The sequence below is a fragment of the Rhodococcus sp. NPDC060086 genome, from assembly GCF_042730275.1.
Taxonomy (GTDB): domain Bacteria; phylum Actinomycetota; class Actinomycetes; order Mycobacteriales; family Mycobacteriaceae; genus Rhodococcus.
Genome location: NZ_JBHWWZ010000005.1, coordinates 60590 through 82567, shown reverse-complemented (window position 1 = coordinate 82567; position 21978 = coordinate 60590). Strand labels below are relative to the sequence as shown.

Annotated in this window: 13 protein-coding genes; all 13 read right to left on the bottom strand. The window is 66.5% G+C overall.

Annotated features, from left to right (window positions below):
- Positions 1 to 3: 3 nt before the first annotated feature.
- Positions 4 to 4947, bottom strand: coding sequence for a polyketide synthase Pks13 (gene pks13, locus ACFWB0_RS05275; protein WP_378489457.1), 4944 nt, complete (start codon positions 4945 to 4947; stop codon positions 4 to 6).
- Positions 4948 to 4997: 50 nt separating this feature from the next.
- Entirely contained in the window at positions 4998 to 6887 is a 1890-nt protein-coding gene (gene fadD32, locus ACFWB0_RS05270; RefSeq protein WP_378489456.1) for a long-chain-fatty-acid--AMP ligase FadD32, read from the bottom strand.
- A gap of 536 nt (positions 6888 to 7423) precedes the next feature.
- Positions 7424 to 8380 (bottom strand): cutinase family protein, encoded by a 957-nt coding sequence (locus tag ACFWB0_RS05265; protein WP_378489383.1) that lies wholly within the window; start codon positions 8378 to 8380, stop codon positions 7424 to 7426.
- A 31-nt stretch (positions 8381 to 8411) separates the two neighbouring features.
- The gene (locus ACFWB0_RS05260; RefSeq protein WP_378489382.1) at positions 8412 to 8966 is read right to left on the bottom strand and encodes a DUF732 domain-containing protein; all 555 of its coding nucleotides are present in this window, start codon (positions 8964 to 8966) and stop codon (positions 8412 to 8414) included.
- A 158-nt stretch (positions 8967 to 9124) separates the two neighbouring features.
- On the bottom strand, positions 9125 to 11038 hold the full coding sequence (locus ACFWB0_RS05255) for an alpha/beta hydrolase-fold protein (RefSeq protein WP_378489381.1): 1914 nt from the start codon (positions 11036 to 11038) through the stop codon (positions 9125 to 9127).
- Between the two features lie 251 nt (positions 11039 to 11289).
- Positions 11290 to 12300 carry an alpha/beta hydrolase gene (locus tag ACFWB0_RS05250; RefSeq protein ID WP_378489380.1) on the bottom strand — a complete coding sequence of 337 codons (1011 nt, stop codon included), beginning with the start codon at positions 12298 to 12300 and terminating at the stop codon, positions 11290 to 11292.
- 344 nt (positions 12301 to 12644) lie between these two features.
- A complete protein-coding gene (gene zomB, locus ACFWB0_RS05245; protein WP_378489379.1) occupies positions 12645 to 14600 on the bottom strand; it encodes a flagellar motor control protein ZomB in 1956 nt (651 codons plus the stop codon).
- A gap of 4 nt (positions 14601 to 14604) precedes the next feature.
- On the bottom strand, positions 14605 to 15510 hold the full coding sequence (locus ACFWB0_RS05240) for a decaprenyl-phosphate phosphoribosyltransferase (RefSeq protein ID WP_378489378.1): 906 nt from the start codon (positions 15508 to 15510) through the stop codon (positions 14605 to 14607).
- The gene (locus tag ACFWB0_RS05235) at positions 15507 to 15998 is read right to left on the bottom strand and encodes a phosphatase PAP2 family protein (RefSeq protein ID WP_378489455.1); all 492 of its coding nucleotides are present in this window, start codon (positions 15996 to 15998) and stop codon (positions 15507 to 15509) included. The genes ACFWB0_RS05240 and ACFWB0_RS05235 overlap by 4 nt, the downstream gene beginning before the upstream one ends.
- Positions 15999 to 16074: 76 nt before the next feature.
- Complete coding sequence (locus ACFWB0_RS05230; protein WP_378489377.1) at positions 16075 to 18012, bottom strand: glycosyltransferase; 1938 nt, start codon at positions 18010 to 18012, stop codon at positions 16075 to 16077.
- Positions 18009 to 19229 carry a UDP-galactopyranose mutase gene (gene glf, locus ACFWB0_RS05225; protein WP_378489376.1) on the bottom strand — a complete coding sequence of 407 codons (1221 nt, stop codon included), beginning with the start codon at positions 19227 to 19229 and terminating at the stop codon, positions 18009 to 18011. The genes ACFWB0_RS05230 and glf overlap by 4 nt, the downstream gene beginning before the upstream one ends.
- Positions 19230 to 19303: 74 nt before the next feature.
- The gene (locus ACFWB0_RS05220; RefSeq protein ID WP_378489375.1) at positions 19304 to 20059 is read right to left on the bottom strand and encodes a MerR family transcriptional regulator; all 756 of its coding nucleotides are present in this window, start codon (positions 20057 to 20059) and stop codon (positions 19304 to 19306) included.
- 190 nt (positions 20060 to 20249) lie between these two features.
- A complete protein-coding gene (locus ACFWB0_RS05215) occupies positions 20250 to 21806 on the bottom strand; it encodes a SpoIID/LytB domain-containing protein (protein ID WP_378489374.1) in 1557 nt (518 codons plus the stop codon).
- Positions 21807 to 21978: the final 172 nt, after the last annotated feature.

The following is a 21978-nucleotide window of genomic DNA, read 5'->3' as shown; positions in this document are numbered from 1 at the left end:
TGCTCAGCTCCTCGAGGCTTCGATGTCGGCCAGCTTGCGGGTCAGGTCGGCCCCCACCTTTGAGATGTACGGCTCGTCGACGATCTGGATGTGATCGCCACCGACGTGGACGATCTCCAGATTCGCGACCACATCGCCCCACCCGCCGTCGGGCTGCCGGGTAGCGTACGCCGGCTCCAGGTCGATTGCGTCGTCCTGATACTTGTCGGCCATGTACAGCACCACATCGCCGTCGTACCGTTCGAGCTTCGCGGTCTGGATCGCCCGGTTGTCGAGCCACGACGTGCGCTGATGCTCGATGATGCCGCCGGGGATCTCTGCGCCGCTCATCTCGAGCAAGCTCAGGAGGATCTTGATCTGCTCTTCGTCGCTGCCTGCCTCTGCGAGCAGGTCGTACGGGAGCGGCGCCTCGATACCGTAGGTCTTCTTCGCGAAGGCCGAGTACCGCTGCCAGCGCTTGCGGATCTCCTCGGGAGTGTCCTCGACCTGCTCACCGGGCATGACCGTGTCGAGAAGACCGATGACCCGCACGTCCTTACCCTCGGCCCGCAGCAGACGACCGACCGCGTAGGCCAGCACCCCACCGAGCGACCAGCCGTACAGCACATACGGACCGTCGCCCTGGATCTCCTTGATCAGCGGCAGATAGACCTTGGCACGTTCGTCGATCGGGCCCTCGGTGCGCTCGAAGCCGTACATCGGAGTGTCGGCAGGCAGGCGGCGCAGCAGCGGCTCGTACGCGACGGTCGAGCCACCCGCGGGATGGAACACGAACACCGGCACCGCCGACGACCCCTCGGGACGGGACCGCAGCGCCCGAACTATTCCGTCGATCTTGTCGGATGACTCGAGATACTGCCGGACGGTCTCCGCGAGCTGTTCGATCGTGGATGCGCCGCGCACGTCGTCGACGGTGATCTCCCCGCCGGACCGCTCGGTGAGCCGTGCCGCAAGACGCTCGGCCGCGGCGGCGTCGAGGGTCGGCAGCGTGTTGAAGATGCCCTTGGCGGATCTACCGGTGATCACGGCCCACGACGCGAAAGTCAGGCGTTCAGCGGCGTCGCGCGGCGGAACATCCGGACCGGACGATTCTGTGCCGGATTCACTCAGGCCGGATTCACTCAGGCCGGATTCTTCCGGAGCAGCAGCCTGCGCTTCCGCAGCCGCCGCAAGGACCTGCTCGGCCTCGCCGACCACCGTGGTGTCCTCGACCGGCGACAGCGACGCTTCCGTCCCAGCGCGCTCGGCTGTCTTCTCCGCGGACTGCTGCTCGGCGAGCTGCGCGACCTCTTCGCGGTTCTCGACCGCGTAGTGCAGGTACTTCGCGACATCCTGCAGAGACGCGTCCTTGACCGCGGACAACTGCAGCTGCGGGATGTCGAATTCGTACTCGACGCGGTTCTTGATGCGCACCGCCATCAGCGAGTCGAGGCCCAGCTCCATGAGCGGGATCTCGGCGGGCAGATCCTCGGGTGCGTACCCCATGGATTCGGCGACGATCAAGGTCAGGCGAGCTTCGAGGGTCTGCGATCCTTCGGGATCCCACTTGTCGCCGAAGGTTTCGACGGTCTCGGGCAGTTCCTCGACGTCGTCGGACGGACGAGCCGGAGTGGCGATCACCGGGGTGGCCAGCGGCTCGCCGGAGGTGACGACACCCTCGTGCACGAGGGTGAAACCGCTCTCGGTGCGGGCGTGCACCTGCACCGAGGCACCGCCCGGATGCGGGGTGAGGGTGGTGGTCACCGTGGCTGCAGCGGGCAGCTCGGCATGCCGGATGGATGCGGTGAGAGCGACATCGGCGAGGACCTGCGACGCGGCGGTGGTGACGAGCTCCGCGGGATCGGTGACCGCCGACGCCTGCACCTCCCACACGTGCCGGCCGTCGGGCAACGCGACGTGCGCGCCGGGGACCCGGCCGTGGCCGCCGCTACCGCCGATGCGGGCGTCGACCCAGTACGGCTTGCGCAGGAATGCGGTGCGCGGAATGTCGGCGTAGTCGCCCTCCGGCAGCAGACTGCGCAGATCCACCTGGTGCCCGTGGACGTAGAGCTGCGCGAGCGCGGTGAGCACACCGAGCGACTCGTCTTCCTTACGCTTGAGCGTCTGGATGAACACGCCGTCCTGCACACCGGCGTCGAACGCGGTGGCAGCGACCGACATCAGCGTCGCGGGGTTGGCGTTGAGTTCGACGAACGTCGTGTACCCGTCGGTGAGCGCCTTTCGGACCGCCTGGGTGAAGTACACGCTGTGCCGCATGCCCTTCGTCCAGTACTCGACCGGGTGGATACCCTCGTGACCTGCGCGGTACAGCGTCTCCTGGTCGACGGACGAGTACACGTCCACCTTCAGTCGCTGCGGCTCCATGCCTGCGAGCTCGGCGGCGAGCTCACCCAGGATCGGATCGACCTGAGAGGTGTGGCTCGCACCCTTGGTCTGGAGGACGCGAGCGAACTTCTCCTCCGCCTCGGCGCGCGCGACGATGGCATTGACCTGCTCCTGCGGCCCACCGATCACGGTGTGGGTAGGCGCCGCGTACACGCACACCTCGAGCTGCGGGAAGTCGGGCAGGACCGAAGTGATCTCCTCGGAGGTGTATTCGACGAGCGCCATCAGGCGGATGTCGTCGCCCTCGAGGCCGCTCTCGGCCTCACCCATCAGACGCGACCGGGCACAGATCACGCGCACGGCTTCCTCGAGAGACAGACCTCCCGAGATGTACGCGCCTGCGGCCTCCCCCATCGAATGGCCGACGATCGCTGCAGGCTCCGCACCGTGATGCCGCAGCACCGCGGCGAGTCCGAGCTGAATGGTGAAGATACCGACCTGTGCGGTCTCGACGTCGTAGTCCTGGGCATCGTCGAGGAACTTCTCCTTCATGGAAAAGCCCGACTCGTCGAAGATGAACTCGTCGACCTCGTCGACCGCGGCGGCGAACACCGGGTTCTCCAGATACAGCTGCTTGGCCATCTTGCGGTGCTGCGCACCGAATCCGGAGAGCACCCACACCGGGCCGTTCGGGGACGGGCTGTCGGCGGTGAAGACGTTCTGCGCGGGCTTGCCTGCCGCGACAGCCCGCAGCCCGGCGATCGCGTCGGCGCGGTCGCTCGCGATGACGACGGCGCGGGACCGACCGTGGTTGCGACGCGACAGCGTGCGCGCCACATCGGCCAGCGCAGTGGTGCTGCCCACCTCGGTTTCGAGCCAGTCGGCGAGATCCGCCGCCGCACGGCGACGGCGTGACGGCATCGGTGCAGACACCGCGAGCACGACGGGCAACTCGCGTGCGGGCTCCGACGGAGAAGCATGCTCGGCGGCCTCGGCGCTGTCGGGCAGGACCTCGACCTCGGCCTCGGAGTCGCTCTGGCCTTCCGAGCCGGTGTACTCGTGCACGACGACGTGCGCGTTGGTGCCGCCGAACCCGAAACCGGAGATGCCCGCGACAGCGCGACCCGAGTAGCGCGGCCACTCGGCGCCTTCCGGGATCACCCGGAGGTTGGCCTTGTCGAACGGGATGTACGGATTGGGCGCGGTGTAGTTGAGCGTGGCAGGAAGCGCGTTCTCCTGCATCGCGAGAACGACCTTGATCAGGCCCGCGGCGCCTGCGGCGGCCTCGAGGTGCCCGAAGTTCGTCTTCGCGGAACCGAGCAGCGCCGGCTTGTCTGCGTCTCGACCGCGGCCGATGACACGGCCCAGGGCGTCCGCCTCGATCGGGTCGCCGAGCACCGTGCCGGTGCCGTGCGCCTCGATGTAGTCGACACCCGACGGCAGGATCTGCGCGTCGCGGTAGGCGCGACGCAGCACGTCCGCCTGCGCGTCCGGGTTGGGCGCGACCAGTCCGTTGGAGCGTCCGTCCTGGTTGACGGCCGATCCGGCGATCACGGCGAGGATGTCGTCGCCGTCGCGTTCGGCGTCCTCGAGCCGCTTGAGGACGACGAGTCCGCCACCCTCCGCCCGGACGATGCCGTTCGCGTCGGCCGAGAATGCCTTGATCTTGCCGTCGCCGGTGAGCATTCCGGTTTCGTCGAAACCGAGCGTCCCGGCGGGGGCGAGCAGCATGTTGATGCCACCGGCGATCGCGACGTTCGCTTCACCACCGCGCAGCGCACGTACCGCCTGGTGGACCGCAACGAGCGACGACGAGCACGCCGTGTCGATGCTGATCGACGGGCCGCGGAAGTCGAAGAAGTACGAGACGCGGTTCGACACGATCGACGTGGACGTGCCGGTGATCGCATATGGGTCGGCCACCGACGGGTCGGACGCCGTGATGAGCATGTAGTCGTTCGCGGACGAGCCGATGAACACACCGACCGAGCCGCCCTTGAGGTCGCTCGCCGGGATGTGGGCGTGCTCGAGTGCCTCCCACGTCAGTTCCAGCGCGAGACGCTGCTGCGGGTCGACCATCTTGACCTCGCGCGGTGACATCGCGAAGAACTCGGCGTCGAAACCCTTGACGTCGTCGAGGTAGCCGCCGCGGGTGTTCGCGTTCGCGATGGCCTCGGAGACGAGCGGATCGCCGTCGTACTCCGACCAGCGGCCCTCGGGCAGATCCGTGATGCCGTCTCGCCCGGACGCGAGCAGATCCCACATATCGGCCGGGGTGTGGACGTTCCCGGGAAGGCGCGTCGACATACCGACGATCGCGACATCCTTGGAACCGAGGCCGCCACCGGCGACATAGAACGCGTCGTCGGTATCTTCCGGCACCTCCGGTTCGCCCTCGATGATGCGAGTCGCCAGCGAGGCGATCGTCGGGTGCTGGTACGCGACCGTCGCCGTCAGCGTGACACCGAGGAGATCCTCGATGTCGCCGCTGAGTGCGACGGCATCTCGCGACGCCAGCCCGAACTCCTCCATCGGACGATCGTCCGAGATCTGGGAGACCGGCTGGCCGGTTGCGTCGGCAATCCAGTTCCGCAGCCATTCGCGCAGCTGCGCAACGGTCATTTCAGTGTCAGCCATCAACCCACCACGCTACCCGGACAGAGGACAATTTCTTACACGCTGTCGGGGAACGCCTGCTGCTGGTACCCACCACGCAGCGTTCCCTCGATGTAGGCGGCCTTGCAGGCCCGCCGCGCAATCTTCCCACTCGATGTACGAGGAATGGACCCGGCCGGTACGAGAAGCACATCGCGCGCGGTCACACCGTGTCGCGCGGAGATCGCGGCGCGCACGGCGTCGGCGATCGGCTGCGGGTCGGCCTTGCCTGCACCCGGAGCGCGCTCGGCGACAACCACGAGTTGTTCCGACGAATCGTCGAGGTCGAACTGCAGGCCCGACGCCGAGTTGTCGAACACGACCCTCGGCAGCTGGTTCGCCGGTACCGCGAACGCGGCCACGAAGCCCGGACGCAGCGCAGAGCTCGCTTCCTGGGCGGAGAACTCGAGGTCTTGCGGATAGTGATTGCGGCCGTCGACGATCACGAGGTCCTTGACGCGACCCGTGATGTACAGCTCGCCGTCGACGTAGACGCCGTAGTCGCCTGTGCGCAGCCAGTTGGCGTCCTCTGGGGTGCCCTCGGCCTGGCTTCCCTCGGCGACACGCTTCGTGATCTTGTTGTGGAAGGTCTCGGCCGTCTCGTCCTTGCGGCCCCAGTAACCGATTCCGATGTTGTCGCCGTGCAGCCAGATCTCGCCGACTCGGCCTTCCGGGGCCTCCGCACCGGTCTCCGCGTCGACGATCGCAGCCCACTGGCTGCGTGCGACGTAGCCGCACGACACCTGTGGGATGGCGCCCGGCGCATCGCGGTCGACCAGCACGATCCGACCGGCGTTGAGCTCGTTCCGGTCCACGTAGAGGACCTTGGCTTCTTCGGAGTTCCTGGTCGACGACACGAACAGCGTGGCCTCGGCCATGCCGTAGGACGGCTTGATCGCGGTCTTCGGCAGCCCGTAGGGCGCGAACGCCTCGTTGAACTTACGCATGGACGACGTCGTCACCGGCTCGCTGCCGTTGATCAGACCGATCACGTTGCTCAGGTCGAGCGTCTCGTCGCCCTTGGGCAGGCCGCGCGCGGCGGCATGCTCGAACGCGAAGTTCGGCGCTGCTGCGAAGGTGCCTGCTCCGTCGGAGACGGCGGCGAGTTCACGGATCCACCGGCCCGGTCGCTGCACGAAGGCACGGGGACTCATGATCGTGATGTATTTGCCACCGATCGCCGGGAGGATGACGGTGAGCAGGCCCATGTCATGGAACAGCGGCAACCAGGTGACGCCCCGCGAGTGCTCGTTGAGCTCCATCGAGTCGGCCATCTGGACCACGTTGGTGAGCACCGACCGGTGGGTGATCTCCACACCGGCGGGCACACGCGTCGAACCGGACGTGTACTGGAGGTAGGCAATGTCGTCGCTGGTGGCGACGGGACGCTTCCAGGAGTCGGCAACGGCGTCGGGGATCGCGTCGACGGCAATCACTCGGGGTCGTTGCGCAGCGGGGAGTGGCCGGAAGAACTGACGCACACCTGCGGCGGACGAGGTGGCCGTGAGGATCGCGCTGGGCGTGCAGTCGCCGAGGACGGCGTGCAGGCGATCCGTGTGACCCGGCTCGTCCGGGTCGAACAGCGGAACCGCGATGGCACCCGCGTAGATCGCCGCGAAGAACGACACCACGTAGTCGAGGCCCTGGGGCGCAAGGATCGCAACACGGTCGCCGGGATTGGTGACCTGCTGCAATCGAGCAGCGATCGCACGGAGCCGCACGCCGAACTGTGCCCAGGTGAGCTCGTCCACATCGCCGTCACGGTTACGCGAGTAATCGATGTACCGGTAGGCCAGCTCGTCACCGTTGGAAGCAGTGTGCTGCTCGAGGTGATCGAGCAACGTACTGCCCTCCGGCAGTTTGATCTGCCCGCTCTCATCGATGAACTCTTCGAACCCGACGCTCAATTCCTTCTCCCTGTCGAAGCGATCCCACAACCACTCGACATGGTTGCGCTCCATTTTCGTTGTTCGCGCTACCGGATCGTGGTGCCTGCACGGCACCGACAGCCTCGGCAATCAACCCGCCAGTACTGTCCATCGATCCGAGATCACGAATATGTTACAGATCGGCTCAGCTCGCTCCCCCGCGAGCAGCGGTTCCTGTGGCACGAACCCTTCCGTCCGAGATGGGAAGCATCAAAGATACGACACCGGGACCGTCATCCGCGAAACACGGTCTCGTTCGGCGATCTGCGCACACCCCGCCGTGACGAGGATCATTCCGATCGGCCCCGCGGTTTCCCGAGGCTTCGGCCGCTGACGACACACACATCCATCCCCTTCGGTCACTACGGTAGAACTGCCCCGCCGTCTCCCCCCCCGGCCCCACGAGCATCACTCACGGGCTGTCCCGTGGGCGGCAGTCGGTAGATTGTACCGGTTACGTGAGCACGGACACTACCGCCGAGTAACCGAAATTTGTCACTCTTCCTGAGGATTTGTCACTCTTCCGGAGGATGTGGTGCGGACTCGATCTTCTCGGCCGCCCACCCCGCGACCCACTGTGTCGCAGTCGTGCCCGATTCGTCTACTACGAACGTGTTGTAGAGGGCGTGGATCGGGTTGTTGACGTACTCGAGAAGCCGTGGCGCAGCGGTCATCCAGTTGGTCGGGTTGAGCGCATCCGGCGGCGCATCGCAGATGCTGTCGGACGGTGCGCAGATCTGGAACGTGCGATCGTCGAGCGTGCCGAATCCACCGGGACGTTCGCCGGTCATCGTGATGCCGGGAAGTCTGAGACCGGCGAGCGAGAGTTCGGCTCCGACCCCGATGACGGGCGGGCCGATGTCGACGCCCGTCACACCGTCGCGACGGCCGTCGCTGATCAACGCGACACCGAAGACCCGATCCGCGGGGACCGGCCCGGTGCCCGCGCCGATCTGGGACGCGACGTCGCCTGCGATGACGGCGCCCTGGGAGAACCCGGCGAGGATGTACCCGGTGAGCGGGCACTCCGCCGACCGTCCCGCGAGGAACTCGGTCATCGCGGCCGTACCGGCGCTACGGCTGTTGTTGTACGACTGCTGGCCGTCCGGCGGGAGCGCGACCGGATTGGAGAACTGAGCGACGTACGGGACCGTGTAGACGTCCGCACGCTGCGGGTCGAACTGTTCCTGCAGCGGCCGCGTCACGTTCAGCATCAGCGACGCCGGGTTGGCCGTCGGGTTGTACGGATCGTCTCCGACTGCAGACTCCCACGTGCCCGGCACCGCAACCACCTGGACGTCGGGGCACGACGCAGGCTGCGACTGCGGTTCGTCCGGCCCGGGGGGTGTGATCGGTCCGGGAACGTCCAAACGCCCCGCCAGCATGTACCAGAGCGCCAGCACCAGGACCAGAAGGAGCAGCGCCCCGAGTACCACGATCTTGCGTCCGCGACGCCGCTTCGTCCTGGCCATGAAGTGCTTCTCCCTCTACCTGCCGTACCGGTCAGCTGCAGTACGTGTCGTGAGCGACCGAGATGTAGGTGTCGGCGGTCGTGGATGCGTCCTCTTCGGTGATTTCCTCACCGGCGGCGACGGATCCGCTGCCCACGAGGGCGGTCACCATCGTCTTGATCTCGTCGGGAGCACCGCCCTGTGCTTCGGCGCCGCAGATGTAGTCCGCGATCGCAATCGAGCTCGCCTCGTCCGACGGCTCGACGCCCGCGTCGCGCAGCGCGGCGAGGAACGCCTCACCGCTCTCGCTGGGGGCCGGCTGCGAGCCCGGCGGCGGCGCGGTCGCTGCTTCGCCCGGGCTCGTCGGGGCAGCATCCGTGGTGGTGTCCTCGGTGCCGGACGCATCCGAGGTGGTGTCGCCGGGCGCCGTCTCCTCCGAGCCGGTCGCCTCGGCGGAGGTCGTCGCGGAAGTGGTCGTCGTGACGTCGGGAGTGTTCGTGGCAGTCGAGTCGTCGCTACCGCACGCGGCCAGGACGGCCGCGGAGGTCAATGCTGCGGCGATCGCACCGAGGACGCGGGTCGAGCGCGAGCGGGTCCGTGCAGGCATCTTGGGTGTCCTCACATCCGGAAATCGAGTCGATCTGAGCTGAGCTCGGTCCAGGCTACAGAGCGCAGACGGTGCCGGCCGGAGCGCCTGCTCCGACCGGCACCGCGTGAGCTGTGGGCTCAGCCGTTGAACGGCATCACGGGTGAATCAGTACGGCATCACGGGTGAACCGTGGGGACATCACCGACGACGGTGACGGACCCGTGCTGGAACTTCTGCTCGATTCCACCCTCGATCGGCGTCTCGTCGCCGATCGGGTAACCGAGCCTGCCGTTCTCTGCGTCCTCGGCCACCCAGGCCTCGAGCACACGGCCGCGCACCGGCCACGCACCGGTCTGGTGTGTCCAGTAGACGGCGCCGTGCTCGAACTCGGTGAATCGCCCGTCGCCGGTGATCACATGCTCGCTCGAGGTCGGATAACCGAGCACTCCGGTCTCGTAACCGAGCTCGCCGTACTTGGCCAGAATCTTCCCCAGCACGCCGTTCGCGCCGGTCGCCTCCGTCCAGTACATCGCACCGATCTCGAATGCCTGGACGGTGCCGCGCTGGTCGGGGGTGCCGACCTCGTCGAGCACCGGATATCCGAGCGGACCGGCTTCCCAGCCCTGCTCCTTCCATTCCTCGAAGATCGCGCCCTGCACTGTGCGTGCGCCGTGCTCGGGAGTCCAGTAGACGGCTCCGTGCTGGAAATGGTTGAAGCGGCCGCGGCCGTCCGCGGTTCCCCGTTCCTCGGTCGTCGGGTAGCCGAGCCGGCCTGCGGGTCCACCGGCGCTCTGGTACTTGCCGCCGATCGCTCCCGCAACAGGCACCGCGGTGCCGCCGGACGAGAACACCCGACCATGGCGGAAGTCCTGCACGGAACCACCCGCGACGGCGTACTCGCGTGTCACGCAGTCGCCGAGCCACGGATTCGCGGCCGCGACCCCGCCGAACGCTCCGAGTGGAGCGCACTCGGGCTTCTGGATCTCGACACCGAGGGTGTTGGCGAGTTGCGGCCACAGCTGATGCAGTTCGAACTCCCAGTACGGCCACGAATGCGTACCCGACGGCCGGTACACGATCTGCGCGGGGATACCGAGTTTGTTGACCTTCGTCGCGAACGCCTGCGAGGTCAGGCGGGACAGGATCTCGAGCCCCATACCCGCATAGTTGGTACTCACGCCGGGGACCGTGGTCGGCTGGTCGTACGGACCGGTGCTGCCGCTACCGCTCGAGACGTACATGCTCACGCCGCGGAGTTTGTCGGCGAGGAGGTACGGATCGTGCGACTCCCAACTCTCACTGCCCGGCTCGCCCCACATCGCATCGACGTCGAAACCACCGGCGTCCTGCATCGCATAGCGGATGGCCTCGGGCATACCCAGGGTCGTGGTGGTGAGGATCCCCGACAGCGATCCCGCGAACTGGAAGAAACCCTGGTTGCGGGCCGCGAGGAACATCGCCGCAGTGCCACCCATCGACAGCCCGACCACACCGCGCTTGTCGGTGGTACGCCAGTCCTGCTCGAGGATGGTCGGGAGCTCCTTCGTCAGGAAGGTCTCCCATTTGTAGTTCTGCCCGTTGTTCTGGTCCACCCAGTCTGCGTAGAAACTCGACTGGCCTCCGACCGGAAGCACCACGTTGACGTTCTTGTCTGCGAAGAACTGCTCGGCGTCGGTCTCGAGGGTCCAGCCGTTCTCGTCGTCGCGAGCGCGCAGACCGTCGAGCATGAACACCGAGGGGAACCGCGCCTCCGGTGTGAGGTTCCAATCCCGCGCGAGCAGCAGCTGAACCTGGATGGGTGTACCCATCGACGGCGAATCGATCCAGAGCGCGACCCGGCGATCGGTGAGCCAGTCGACCTGACGCACGGTCGCGCCGGACGAGTCCTGCGTCGCCGCCGGGCCGGACTCGGTAACAGACGGCTGTGCCGTCGCCACCGCGACGGTCGTCAGTCCCACTCCGACCGGCGCCACGAGCGCCGCGGCGAGGAGCCCGAGCAGTCGTCGCTTCGCTCTCCCGACCGGCCGTGGCACTCGCCGTACGGCTTTCTCGTTCGGCCTCCCCCGATGGCCACCATGCACAGTTCGCATCGACTCGCTCACTTCCTGCATTGCGGTATTACAAAGTCGTCCGCCGAGCGGACTCGGTATCGCGGGAGCCGTTCCGTCGACCGGATCGACCACGCCCGAGTCCTGTTTCTACACGTCGAACGACGTGATGTGAGGGAGCCTCGCTGTGACAGGTGGGGAAATTGTTACCGAATGCACGAAGCCGCCCGGTTACTCCGTGAGGAGCAACCGGGCGGCGACGTCAGAACAGTGTGCTTGGCCAGGCAGTCAGATCAGTGCGCGTTGAGGGCGTCCAGGATCTGCGGGCGAGCCTTCCACAGCTCGTCCTCCCAGTACTTCCACGCGTGAGTTCCGCGGGCCGGGAAGTCGAAGGTGGCCGGAATGCCCAGAGTCGCGAGCTTCACCTGGAAGGCGCGGGTCTGGACGAGGGACAGTGCCTCGAGGCCCATGGCGTTGGCCGTGTTGTAGAAGCCGACCAGGCCCTTCGGGTTGTCGTGCTCACCGGGCAGGCCACTGGCCGCCGAGATGTACATGGACAGGCCCTCGAGCTTCGGGGCGAACACGAACGGGTCGTTGCGCAGCCATGCCGGGTTCCACGGCGGGCCCCACATCGAGTCGACGTTGAAGCGGCCTGCGTCGAGCATTGCGATACGGATGGCCTCACGCATGCCGGGAGCCGACAGGTTCAGGTAGCCCGACAGCGACGACGCGAACTGGAACTGGTCGCGGTGGTATGCGGCCAGGGTCAGTGCAGCGGAACCGCCCATCGACAGACCCAGGATGCCGTTGTTGGTACGCGAGACACCGCGGGTCTCGAGGTAGGACGGGAGCTGCTCGGTCAGGAACGTCTCCCACTTGTAGGTGATGTCCTGGCCGTTGAAGTTGCTCGGCGAGTACCAGTCGGTGTAGAAGCTCGCCTGGCCACCGACGGGCATGATCAGGCTGAGATTATCGTTCGCGAACTGATGCAGCGCGTTGGTGTCGAAGGACCATGCGTTCGCGTCGTCGCGGGCACGCAGGCCGTCGAGCATGTAGAGAGCGGCGTCGCCACCGCGTGCGGCCCACTGGATCTGGACCTTGATCGGACCCATGTCGGATTCGACGAAAACCTCTTCGAAACCTCCGGCGGGCGCACGGTGCGAGACCGGCGCGGCCTGAGCCGGTGCGGCGAGAGCCGCCGTCGTGCCGGCAACACCTGCAGCAACAGGAATTACCAGCGCTGCGGCGGCGGTGCCGAGCAGGCGCCTGCGAAGGCCCTGCGACAACCTAGGGGCAAAACGCATGAACAATGCTCACTTTCTCGATCTGCGGCGTCCGCGTCTGCGTCCCCCGACGGATTTCGGCGGCGGCAACCGGGTGAAGGTCGCCTTCAAGTCACACTGCGGTCAAGACTGTAAAGGACAGCGTGATCTCTGACAAACCCCGATTCCCAAGGTCTTGAGCTTGTCTTGACCACTTCGTCGCATCGCAGGGGTCCGAACGTTACATATCCGTTATCCGGCGTGATCTTAGCGAGACCTCGACGAGGGCCACCTGCCGGGTCGCCCGAATCCCCTCACAACAAGAATGTCGCATTCATCCAGGTCAACTGCATGAATGCGACATTCTTCCGAAAACAGGCGGCATCCTAGCCGCGAGGGGCCGGCATTTCCAGATCGCAGCGCGCAATCTCATACTTCGGGACCCGCTCGATGCGGTACCCGGAATATTCGAACGCGTTGCGCAGATTCCGCTTGAACAGAGGCCACGTGAGCTCCGCACTCGACGATGCGAGCAGTTCCTGTGTTTCAGGACACGTCAACGCCACCTGAGCCATGGCAACCCAGTCCTCGTCGAGGTATGCGGGCATCCACGGATGGACGTCGACCATCCCCGAGTCCGCGACCACCCAGTCGGGGTACAGGATCTTGTCGTGCCCGATCCGGCCGTCCTCGAGTCGTTCGGTGTGTGCAGCGAGCGGATAGGCCAGGCCCATCTGATCGATCACTCGCACATCAAGGCCGACGTTCATGCTCGTCATCCCCAGATTCAGAAAGTAGACCGTGTGCCCGGCACCGCCCGGAGGAATCGGCAGCGGCGGCGGCACGACGTCCCACACGTCATACGAGGGGGACGAGAGCAGCAGCCCACCGTCCGGAGTGTTCGCGATGGCCTCGACCATCGCGCGCATACGGGGGTAGTCCAGGTAGTCGGTCGCGAGGATCGGATGCTGATGACCGGTGTTGAGCACGTAGAACGCACGCTCGTCGACGATCCCCGACCGGCCCACCACCGCGCCCTCGGGCATGCCCGTGGTGTTCGAGGCAAAGAACGCCCAGATCACCGTCCCGATCCACAGCAGCGCCATACCTCCCGCCATGCGGGTGGCCTTGTTGTTGCCGATCTCCGACCGCGCGGGCACCCGCAGGGGCACGACAGCGACGGGAAGCAGCAAGCAGAACAGCGGCGGCAACAGCACGCGGCCGTGCATGAAGTCGCCGCCGACGCGCATCGAATAGAGCATCAACAGCAGACCGGCGCCGAGCGCGAAGAAGACGACCGCCGTCGGGGTGCGCAGCGCACGCTGCCCCCGCAGAGCCCACGCCCGAAGGTCGGTTCCACTCTCGGTTGACACAGCTTCGGGTGACACAGCACCGTCGCGGGCCGGGGTCCGCGTGGTCCACAGCACCACCGCGGCGACCACCGCCAGAAACAGCACCGGCAACCACAGCAGGTACGGACTCACGAGATTGCCGAGGTATTCGAACCCCTGAGACCACTTCGCTCCACCCGCGTCCTTGGACACGGCGGTGTTCGGGTACGGCAGAGCGTAGTAGCCCATCCGCCAGATCTGATACGCCACCGGCACCAGCCCTGCCACCGCGACCATCGCTACCCGCACCCGCCACGTCAGCCCCTGCGCGAGGAACAGCATGGCCAGCGCCCCGGCCGCCAGAATGGCGAGTTCGGGCCGTACGAGCGGACCGAGCCCCGCAACGAACGCGGTGACGAGGATCTGTGCAGTCCCCGGCAGGTTCTCCTGCTTCGAGTCGGGGGTCGCCCACCGCACGAGCAGCAGCCACAGCAGCGCGATCCAGCAGATCACCAGGCAGGTCTCGAGCCCGGACGTCGCGAAGTCGCGCGCGGGCGGCACGGCGATGTAGACCAGCACTCCCGCCGGCAGGAGCAGAACAGTGCCCGTGGTGCCCCGCAGGCGCCACCGGTACATCCGCGCGGCGGCGAGCATGGCCAGCACGATTGCGCCGGTCGACAACATCAGGGCGATCGTGAGCACCACGTATTCGAGGCGAATTCCGCTCAGCTCTCCCACCGCGTAGACGATGTACGTCCACAGGGTGGAAGTGTTGGCCTCGACCCGCTCACCGATGTTGAACACCGGACCGTTGCCTGCCATCAGGTTGCGCACCGTGCGCAACACGATCAGACCGTCGTCGGCGATCCAGCGGCGTTCCCACGCCCCCAGGAACATCAGCAGTGCCGAGATCACGACACCGCCGGCGAACACCCCCGCCGCGAGGCGACCCGACCGAGCGGGCCGGCCGGTGACCGGCCTGCCCACCACGCTGTCATCGACGCCGTCCACGACGTCAGAAGAGGTAGACAGCACCGCCGACCACCACGATCCACACCACCGCAAGGAGCTGCAGCACCCGGTCGCCCAGAGCGATCTCCTCGGGCTCACCGGCATCGCCACCGTCGACATCCACCGCATACCGCAAGATCGCGACGACGAACGGAATCATCGAGATCGCGTACCAGTTGGAACCGGCGATCGTGTCCTGCTCGAACGCCCACAGGCCGTAACAGATCACGACGGCCGTGGCCGCGAGTGTCCACACGAACCGCAGATACGTCTCGGTGTAGTACTCGAGCGACTTACGGATCTTCGCACCGGTCCGCGCCGCGAGCCGCAGCTCCGCGTACCGCTTACCGGCCGCCATGAACAGCGACCCGAACGCCATGATCAGCAGGAACCACTGCGACAGCGGGATCCCGGCGGCCACACCGCCTGCGATCGCACGGATCAAGAAACCCGACGAGACGATGCAGATGTCGAGCACTGCCTGGTGCTTGAGGCCGAAACAGTATGCGAGCTGGATGACGATGTAGACGGCGATCACCACCGCCAGCTGCCAGTTCGCGAGGAACGACAGGGCGATCGACGCTACGAGCAGGCCGACAGCCATGATGTACGCGAGCTGTAGCGGCAGCATCCCTGCCGCGATCGGCCGGAACCGCTTGGTCGGGTGTGCCCGGTCGGCCTCGACATCCAGCGCGTCGTTGACGAGGTAGATCCCGGACGCCGCCATGCAGAACACCACGAACGCGAGCGCAACCGGCAGCAGCACGGAGGATTCGGTGACGGACCCCGCCGCCATCGGCGCCGCGAGCACCAGCACGTTCTTGACCCACTGCCGTGGGCGCACTGCCTTGACGATGGCCGCCGGAAGGCTCTTCGGGGCCTCCGAAACGGCGGTCGGTTCCTCGCTCATCGCTCTCCAAACTTCTTCTCTGCCCGCGCCACCACAGCAGCGGACGCCGCCCCGAGCGCGGCACCGGCCAGGACATCCGTCGGATAGTGCACACCGAGAACGAGACGCGACAGCAGCATCGGCGGCACGAGCATCGCCGGAAAGGGTAGCCCGGTGGTGCGCGCCATCAGCACGGCCGCTGCCGTCGTGGATGTCGCATGCGACGACGGGAAACTCAGCCGACTCGGCGTCGACACGTTGACCTGCACGGACGGATGGTCCGGGCGACGGCGACGGACGACGCGCTTGATGACGATCGATGCGGCGTGCGCTCCGACCGCCCCGACGGCGACACCCGCCCACTGCGTGCGTCGTTTCGGATCCACGAGAGCGCCCACTGCGCCGATCGCGATCCAGCCGAGGGCGTGCTCCCCGAAGTGCGACATGCCGCGCGCGACCGAGGTCGCTCCGGGCAGGGCGCCGACGGTGCCCTGCACTGCGTGCAGCATCCGCACCTCGACGGGCGCCCGGTCGAGGTCGACGCGCACGTCTGCGGCGGCGCCGTCGCCGGCCGGGACTGTGACGCTATCCGTCGATGCCGAAGACACGTTCCCACTCCTCTTTGCTGGTCAGGGCGGGAACCGCATCTCGGTAACGTTGCTTCAGTTCCGGGAAACGCTGTGCGAGTTCGCGCCGCAACCGCAGCGCCTCGGTCAGCAGGGCCTGTGCCTGCGCGCGGTCGCGCTTACGGTAGACGACGCCCCGGCCGTCCGCGGTGGTGACCGTCACACCATCGACCTGCGACAGCAAGAACCAGCGGGCATCGATCGTCGGCACGTTGAGCTGCGGACGGGTGTGATGCTCGGGGTTCTCGGCGCGCACGCTGTGCAGTACGCCCTTCGCGAGCCGTTTGATCTTCCCGATCGGGCCGCCAGGCATTCCGACGGCACCCACTTCCGCGCCCGACGGCAACGGCAGTTCGGTCGACGACGGGAGCACGCGGGCGTCCGAGAAGTTCTTCCGCAGCGCATGCACGTCGCCGAGCGACGTGGGCAGTAGGTCGAACAGGTTCTCGGGGCCTGCGAGGAAGTCCTCGATGGCCTTGTTCTGGATCGCGACCGTCGAGTACTCGAGGCACACCAGATGCTTGATGGTGGCCTTGACCGTGTCGAGGACCATGCCCTTCCCGTCGCCCGGCATGTGCAGGGCAGCGACGACCAGACGATTGCGCAGGTGGAAGTACGCCTGCCAGTCGATGGCGTCGTCCTTGTCGCTCCACGCCATGTGCCAGATCGCGGCACCGGGCATGGTCACCGTGGAGTAGCCGGCGGCGCGAGCACGCAGTCCGTACTCGGCGTCGTCCCACTTGATGAACAGCGGCAGCGGCTGCCCGATCTCCTCCGCGACGACGCGCGGGATCATGCACATCCACCAGCCGTTGAAGTCGACGTCGATGCGCCGGTGCAGCAGCTTCGAATTCTCGCGGTCGCGCAGCGGATACGCGGAGAAATCGTGGTCGTATTCGACGTTCGGCGCGGCCGACCACATGAAGATCGACCGGTCGACGACCTCGCCCATCGTGTGGAGGTGGCTGCGTTCCTGCAGGTTGAGCATCTGTCCGCCGACGAGGGTCGGGGATTTGGCGAATCGCGAGAACGCGAGTGCGCGCAGGATCGAGTCGGGTTCGATCTCGATGTCGTCGTCCATGAACAGGATGTACGGCGCATCAGTGGTTTTCAGCGCCTCGTACATGATGCGGCTGTAGCCACCGGAACCGCCCAGGTTGGCCTGGTCGTGGATGACGAGGCGGTCGCCGAACGGCGCCGCTGCGTCCTCGAAGCCGTCCTGGTCGCGGACCTTGCGGGTGCCCTGGTCGGGGATGATCATCGCGTCGATGACGTCCATGACCAGCGGGTCCGATGCGAGTGCGCGCAGCGCCGCGACACAGTCGGCCGGCCGGTTGAACGTGGGGATACCCACCGCAACGGACGCCTTGCCCGGTGCCTCGACGGGCGCGAACCAGCCCGCGGCGTGAACGGTGACGTCGGTGTCGGTGGTGACGTCGAACCAGACCCACCCGCCGTCCTCGAACGGGCCGAGATCGGTCTCGAGTTCGAGGACGATGCCCGAACCGTCGAATTCACGGCCCTGTACGTGGATACGACTCGAATCCGCCTTGCTTCGGTAGATGTCGATACGCCCGTGACCGGTGAGTTCGAGTCGCAGCACCACCGAGTTCAGCGTGCTCCAGCGACGCCAGTAGCTCGCCGGGAACGCGTTGAAGTAGGTGCACAGCGACACCTCGGATTCTCCGCCGATATTCAGCTCGGTGCGGCTCGAAGCATGCGCTCGCCGCGCGTTGGTGGCCGATTCCTCGATGTAGAGGGTCCGGACGTCGAGGGGTTCGCCGGGGCGCGGCAGGATGATCCGCTGGAGCAGCGCCTTGCCGAGTGATTCGTCTGCAGTCGCATCGGGTGCGGGCGCGACGGTGGTGGTGGTGGTGGTGGCGGCGGACCTGCTCATGAGACGTCCCCTGCAATCGGTGCGCCCGACTCGAAGTGCGGCGCCACCGTGTTGTCGAACATGGTCAACGCGCTCGCGATGGCCATGTGCATGTCGAGGTACTGGTAGGTGCCGAGACGGCCGCCGAACAGCACCTTGTTCTCGATGGCTTCGTTCTTGACGAGCTCGCGGTAGGCGTTGACCTTCGCGCGGTCGTCGGCCGTGTTGATCGGGTAGTACGGCTCGTCCTCGTCCTCCGCGAAACGGGAGAACTCACGCATGATGACGGTCTTGTCCGCCGGATACGTGTCGCGTTCGGGGTGGAAGTGCCGGAACTCGTGGATGCGGGTGAAGGGCACATCGGCGTCGTTGTAGTTCATGACCGGGGTGCCCTGGAAATCACCGGTGGGCAGAACCTCGGTCTCGAAGTCGAGAGTGCGCCAGCCGAGCTTGCCTTCGGAGTAGTCGAAGTAGCGGTCGAGCGGACCGGTGTAGACGACGGGTGCGTCGGGGCTCGCGCCACGGATCTCGTCGCGCACCTCGAACCAGTCGGTGTCGAGCCGGATCTCGATCTTCGGGTCCTTCGCCATGTTCTCGAGCCACGCGGTGTAGCCGTCGACGGGCAGACCCTCGTAGGTGTCGTTGAAGTAGCGGTTGTCGAACGTGTACCGCACGGGAAGGCGGGCGATGTTGCCTGCGGGCAGTTCCTTGGGGTCGGTCTGCCACTGCTTGGCGGTGTAGTCGCGGATGAACGCCTCGTACAGAGGACGGCCGATCAGAGAGATCGCCTTCTCCTCGAGGTTCTGAGCATCGGCGGTCGAGATCTCGGCGGACTGTTCCTTGATCAGTTCTCGCGCCTCGTCCGGGCTGTAGTAGCGCCCGAAGAACTGGGCGATCAGGCCGAGGCCCATGGGGAACTGGTAGGCCTGGCCGCCATGCTTCGCGAACACGCGATGTTGGTAGCCGGTGAAGTCGGTGAACTGGGTGACGTAATCCCAGACTCTTTTGTTCGACGTGTGGAACAGATGGGCTCCGTACTTGTGGACCTCGATCCCGGTCTCCGGTTCGGGTTCGGAGTACGCGTTGCCACCGAGATGGTGGCGGCGTTCGACCACGAGGACCCGCTTCCCGAGCTGCGTGGCCGCGCGCTCGGCAATCGTCAGTCCGAAGAATCCGGAGCCGACGACGATCAGGTCGTACTCACCGGGAGAGGGCTGGGGCGCTGATGCAGCAGTCACGGAGAACCAGGGTAACGACCTTGTCACCCCGATGCCCTTTCGGTCCGTCGGCGGGTCCCGAAAGGGCCGGGTGATCAGAGGTAATGCTGCAGGGCAGCGCGCACGAACTCGGCGCCGGCGGTACCGCCGTAGTTGGCGGCGAACCGGTCGTCGTCGACGTACATGTCGGCGAGACCGAGCACGTAATCGCGCAGGTTGCAGGCGCCCTCCCCGTGGGCAGGTGTTCCGGGCACGGACCTCAACCACTCGACGTGACGCCGTGCGAGTACCTGGGCCTGTTCTCCCTGCGGGTCGAGACCTGCCTGCGCCGCGGCGGTCCAGTCGGCACCGAGCTGGTCGACGTGCGCCTTCCAGTCGCCACGTTCGAGCTCGCTCATCCCGCGCCACCAGCGGTCGCCGGTGGCATACGCCTGTTCACCCCAGCGCTCCGTCACTTCGTCGCGGTACTGAGTGTGGTCGAACCCGTCGAACACTTCGTTCGCCATCAGATCTTCTCCTTTCTCTGTTTTCTCGAGGGTCGTGCGAACCGCCCGGATCCGGCGTTCGAGTCGGGTTCGCTCGTGTTCGAGCAGTTCGAGGTGGGTACGCAGCGCACCCGCGGTGTCGTGGCGGTCGTCGAGGACCTCACGGATCGCGGGTAGTCCGAGACCGAGGTCGCGCAGCAGCAGGATCCGCTGCAGCCGGACCAGCGCGCCCGAGCCGTAGAAGCGCATCCCGTTACGCCCTGTACGGCTCGGTGCAAGCACCCCGACGTCGTCGTAGTGCCGCAGGGTGCGGCTGGTGACGCCTGCGGCCCGGGCGAGCTCCTGGATCGACCATTCGCGCCGCATGGTTTCCGCCCCCGTTCTGCTCGATATACAGCTCTGCTCGATATCCAGCGTGCATCTTGACGTTGCGTCAATGTCAACGCTGCGGCATTACACAACGCTGCGGCATTACACAACGCTGCGGCATTACACACAGCAATGCCGCCCACGGACTCCGTGGACGGCATTGCTCACTGTGCCGGGCGGTCGAGCTCTACTCGGCGCTGCCGGTGCTCGGGAACCAGTCGCGCAGGAAGCTCGAGTCGATGATCTGGGCGCCGACCTCGGGAGTCCACACGATCGCGCCACCGGTGAAGATCCGGAACTTGCCTCGCTCGTCCGGAAGCATCAGTTCGGGTCCGACGGGCGAACCGAGGATGCTCTCGACCCCGCCGAGTTCCAGATACGCCCTCTGGATTTCCGAGCTGTCGCCGGTTTCGAACCGAAGAGCTCCCACTTCCGTGTCGATCTCCGGTGCCGGGGTGGGCGGCGGCGCCGCCGCTTCGGTGCCTTCCTGCACGGTGAACCAGTCGGACCGCAGTCCGAGCTTGGCACGTGCCTCGGCACCCGTGGTCTCGATGGTCCGATCGGAGCCGATCACGCGGACCTGGGTTGCGCGGCCTCCCGCGTCGCCGAGGTTGTTGCGGGCGATGACCTCGATGTTCTGGAGTTCGCCCACACCGAATGCCGTGCCGATCTCACCGGCGGTGACGGTCTTGGCCCACTGCCGGTTGGGTGCGACCGTGTCGCCGAGGTCTTCGACGGGCGGGAAGGTGCCGCCGGCGCTGTATCCACCGGTCGAGGCCGAGAACTCGCTGCGGATGACCGCGCCGTCCTTCATCAGCGCCACTCCACGGGTGGTGCGGACGGCGTCATCGGTACGGGGATCCTCCGTTCCCGACCCTCCGTACACCTGGCAGTTCGTCGTGTCGCAGGTCTGCCACTGTTCGCTGCGCTTCTCCGCGAGGGCGTAGGAACGGGCCGCAATGGCCTGGGCCCGCAATGCCTCGGCTCCACCTGTGTCGGCCCAACCGGGCAGGGACTCGGCGGGGACGACGCTGCGCAGGTAGTCCTCGACGTTCAGGCGGTTGACGGTGCGTGCGGCCTCGCCTTCGAGGACCACGCCGATCGCGCCGCGGTAGGTGGTGTCGCCCGAGCACAGCTTCAGGTGCTCTTCCTTGGGGCGATCCTCACCGAGATCGACCGGGTCGACCCACGGCAGATCCGTGGCACCCTGCCACAGCACGTCACCGCTGCATCCGGCGGTCACCACGACGTTCGCGCCCCCGTCTGCGTTCGGGGTGAGGTGGGCGGCCTCGCCGGGGCCGACCTGCCTGCCCGCGACGGTGAGTCCGGCATCGGAGTAGACGTCGAGGCTGTGGTCGTCGAGGCCTGTGAGACGCACGGCGATCATGGAGTCTTCGACAGTGCCCAGGGTGGTGCCACCGTAGTAGTGGCCGACGATGCGCTCGGCCGTCCAGCCGTCCTGCGCGTAGCCGTAGGCACCCCACTGGCCCATACCGCGACCGTGGCCGTGACCTTGACCGTTGAAGGTGAAGGGGGTGTCGGCGGAGACCGCCTGCCTCACCTCTGGGCCGTCCGATCCGCCGCTCACGAGAACGCCGACGACCGCCCCGGCGAGCAATGCGGGCGCAATACCGATAGCAGCCGCACGTGTCGCGGCCGGTCGCCATCCGTTGCGTAGCGGTCGGCCGAGGACGACACGCCGTCTGCGAATTTTTCCTTTGCGACGAATCGACTGTGGTGCCATGCGCTCTGCTCCCTTGTTCTCGCATTTCCGCTGGTTGCGCGAACGGTCGTCCACGTCATCGCCCGCTCTCACGGATCGGACATCTCGAGACGCGATGCTCAAGCTCAGGTTGAGGGTTATGGTTTGCTGTGTCTAGTGTGGCAAGAGTGGCGAGGTATCGCAACAAATGTCA

What these genes read in the sequence shown, in the direction of transcription:
- pks13 (WP_378489457.1), bottom strand. Translation starts at nt 4,947, where the DNA reads ATGACCGTTGCGCAGCTGCGCGAATGGCTGCGGAACTGGATTGCCGAC.
- ACFWB0_RS05265 (WP_378489383.1), bottom strand. Translation starts at nt 8,380, where the DNA reads ATGGCCAGGACGAAGCGGCGTCGCGGACGCAAGATCGTGGTACTCGGG.
- ACFWB0_RS05260 (WP_378489382.1), bottom strand. Translation starts at nt 8,966, where the DNA reads ATGCCTGCACGGACCCGCTCGCGCTCGACCCGCGTCCTCGGTGCGATC.
- ACFWB0_RS05255 (WP_378489381.1), bottom strand. Translation starts at nt 11,038, where the DNA reads ATGCGAACTGTGCATGGTGGCCATCGGGGGAGGCCGAACGAGAAAGCC.
- ACFWB0_RS05250 (WP_378489380.1), bottom strand. Translation starts at nt 12,300, where the DNA reads ATGCGTTTTGCCCCTAGGTTGTCGCAGGGCCTTCGCAGGCGCCTGCTC.
- ACFWB0_RS05240 (WP_378489378.1), bottom strand. Translation starts at nt 15,510, where the DNA reads ATGAGCGAGGAACCGACCGCCGTTTCGGAGGCCCCGAAGAGCCTTCCG.
- ACFWB0_RS05235 (WP_378489455.1), bottom strand. Translation starts at nt 15,998, where the DNA reads ATGCTGCACGCAGTGCAGGGCACCGTCGGCGCCCTGCCCGGAGCGACC.
- ACFWB0_RS05230 (WP_378489377.1), bottom strand. Translation starts at nt 18,012, where the DNA reads ATGAGCAGGTCCGCCGCCACCACCACCACCACCACCGTCGCGCCCGCA.
- ACFWB0_RS05220 (WP_378489375.1), bottom strand. Translation starts at nt 20,059, where the DNA reads ATGCGGCGCGAATGGTCGATCCAGGAGCTCGCCCGGGCCGCAGGCGTC.
- ACFWB0_RS05215 (WP_378489374.1), bottom strand. Translation starts at nt 21,806, where the DNA reads ATGGCACCACAGTCGATTCGTCGCAAAGGAAAAATTCGCAGACGGCGT.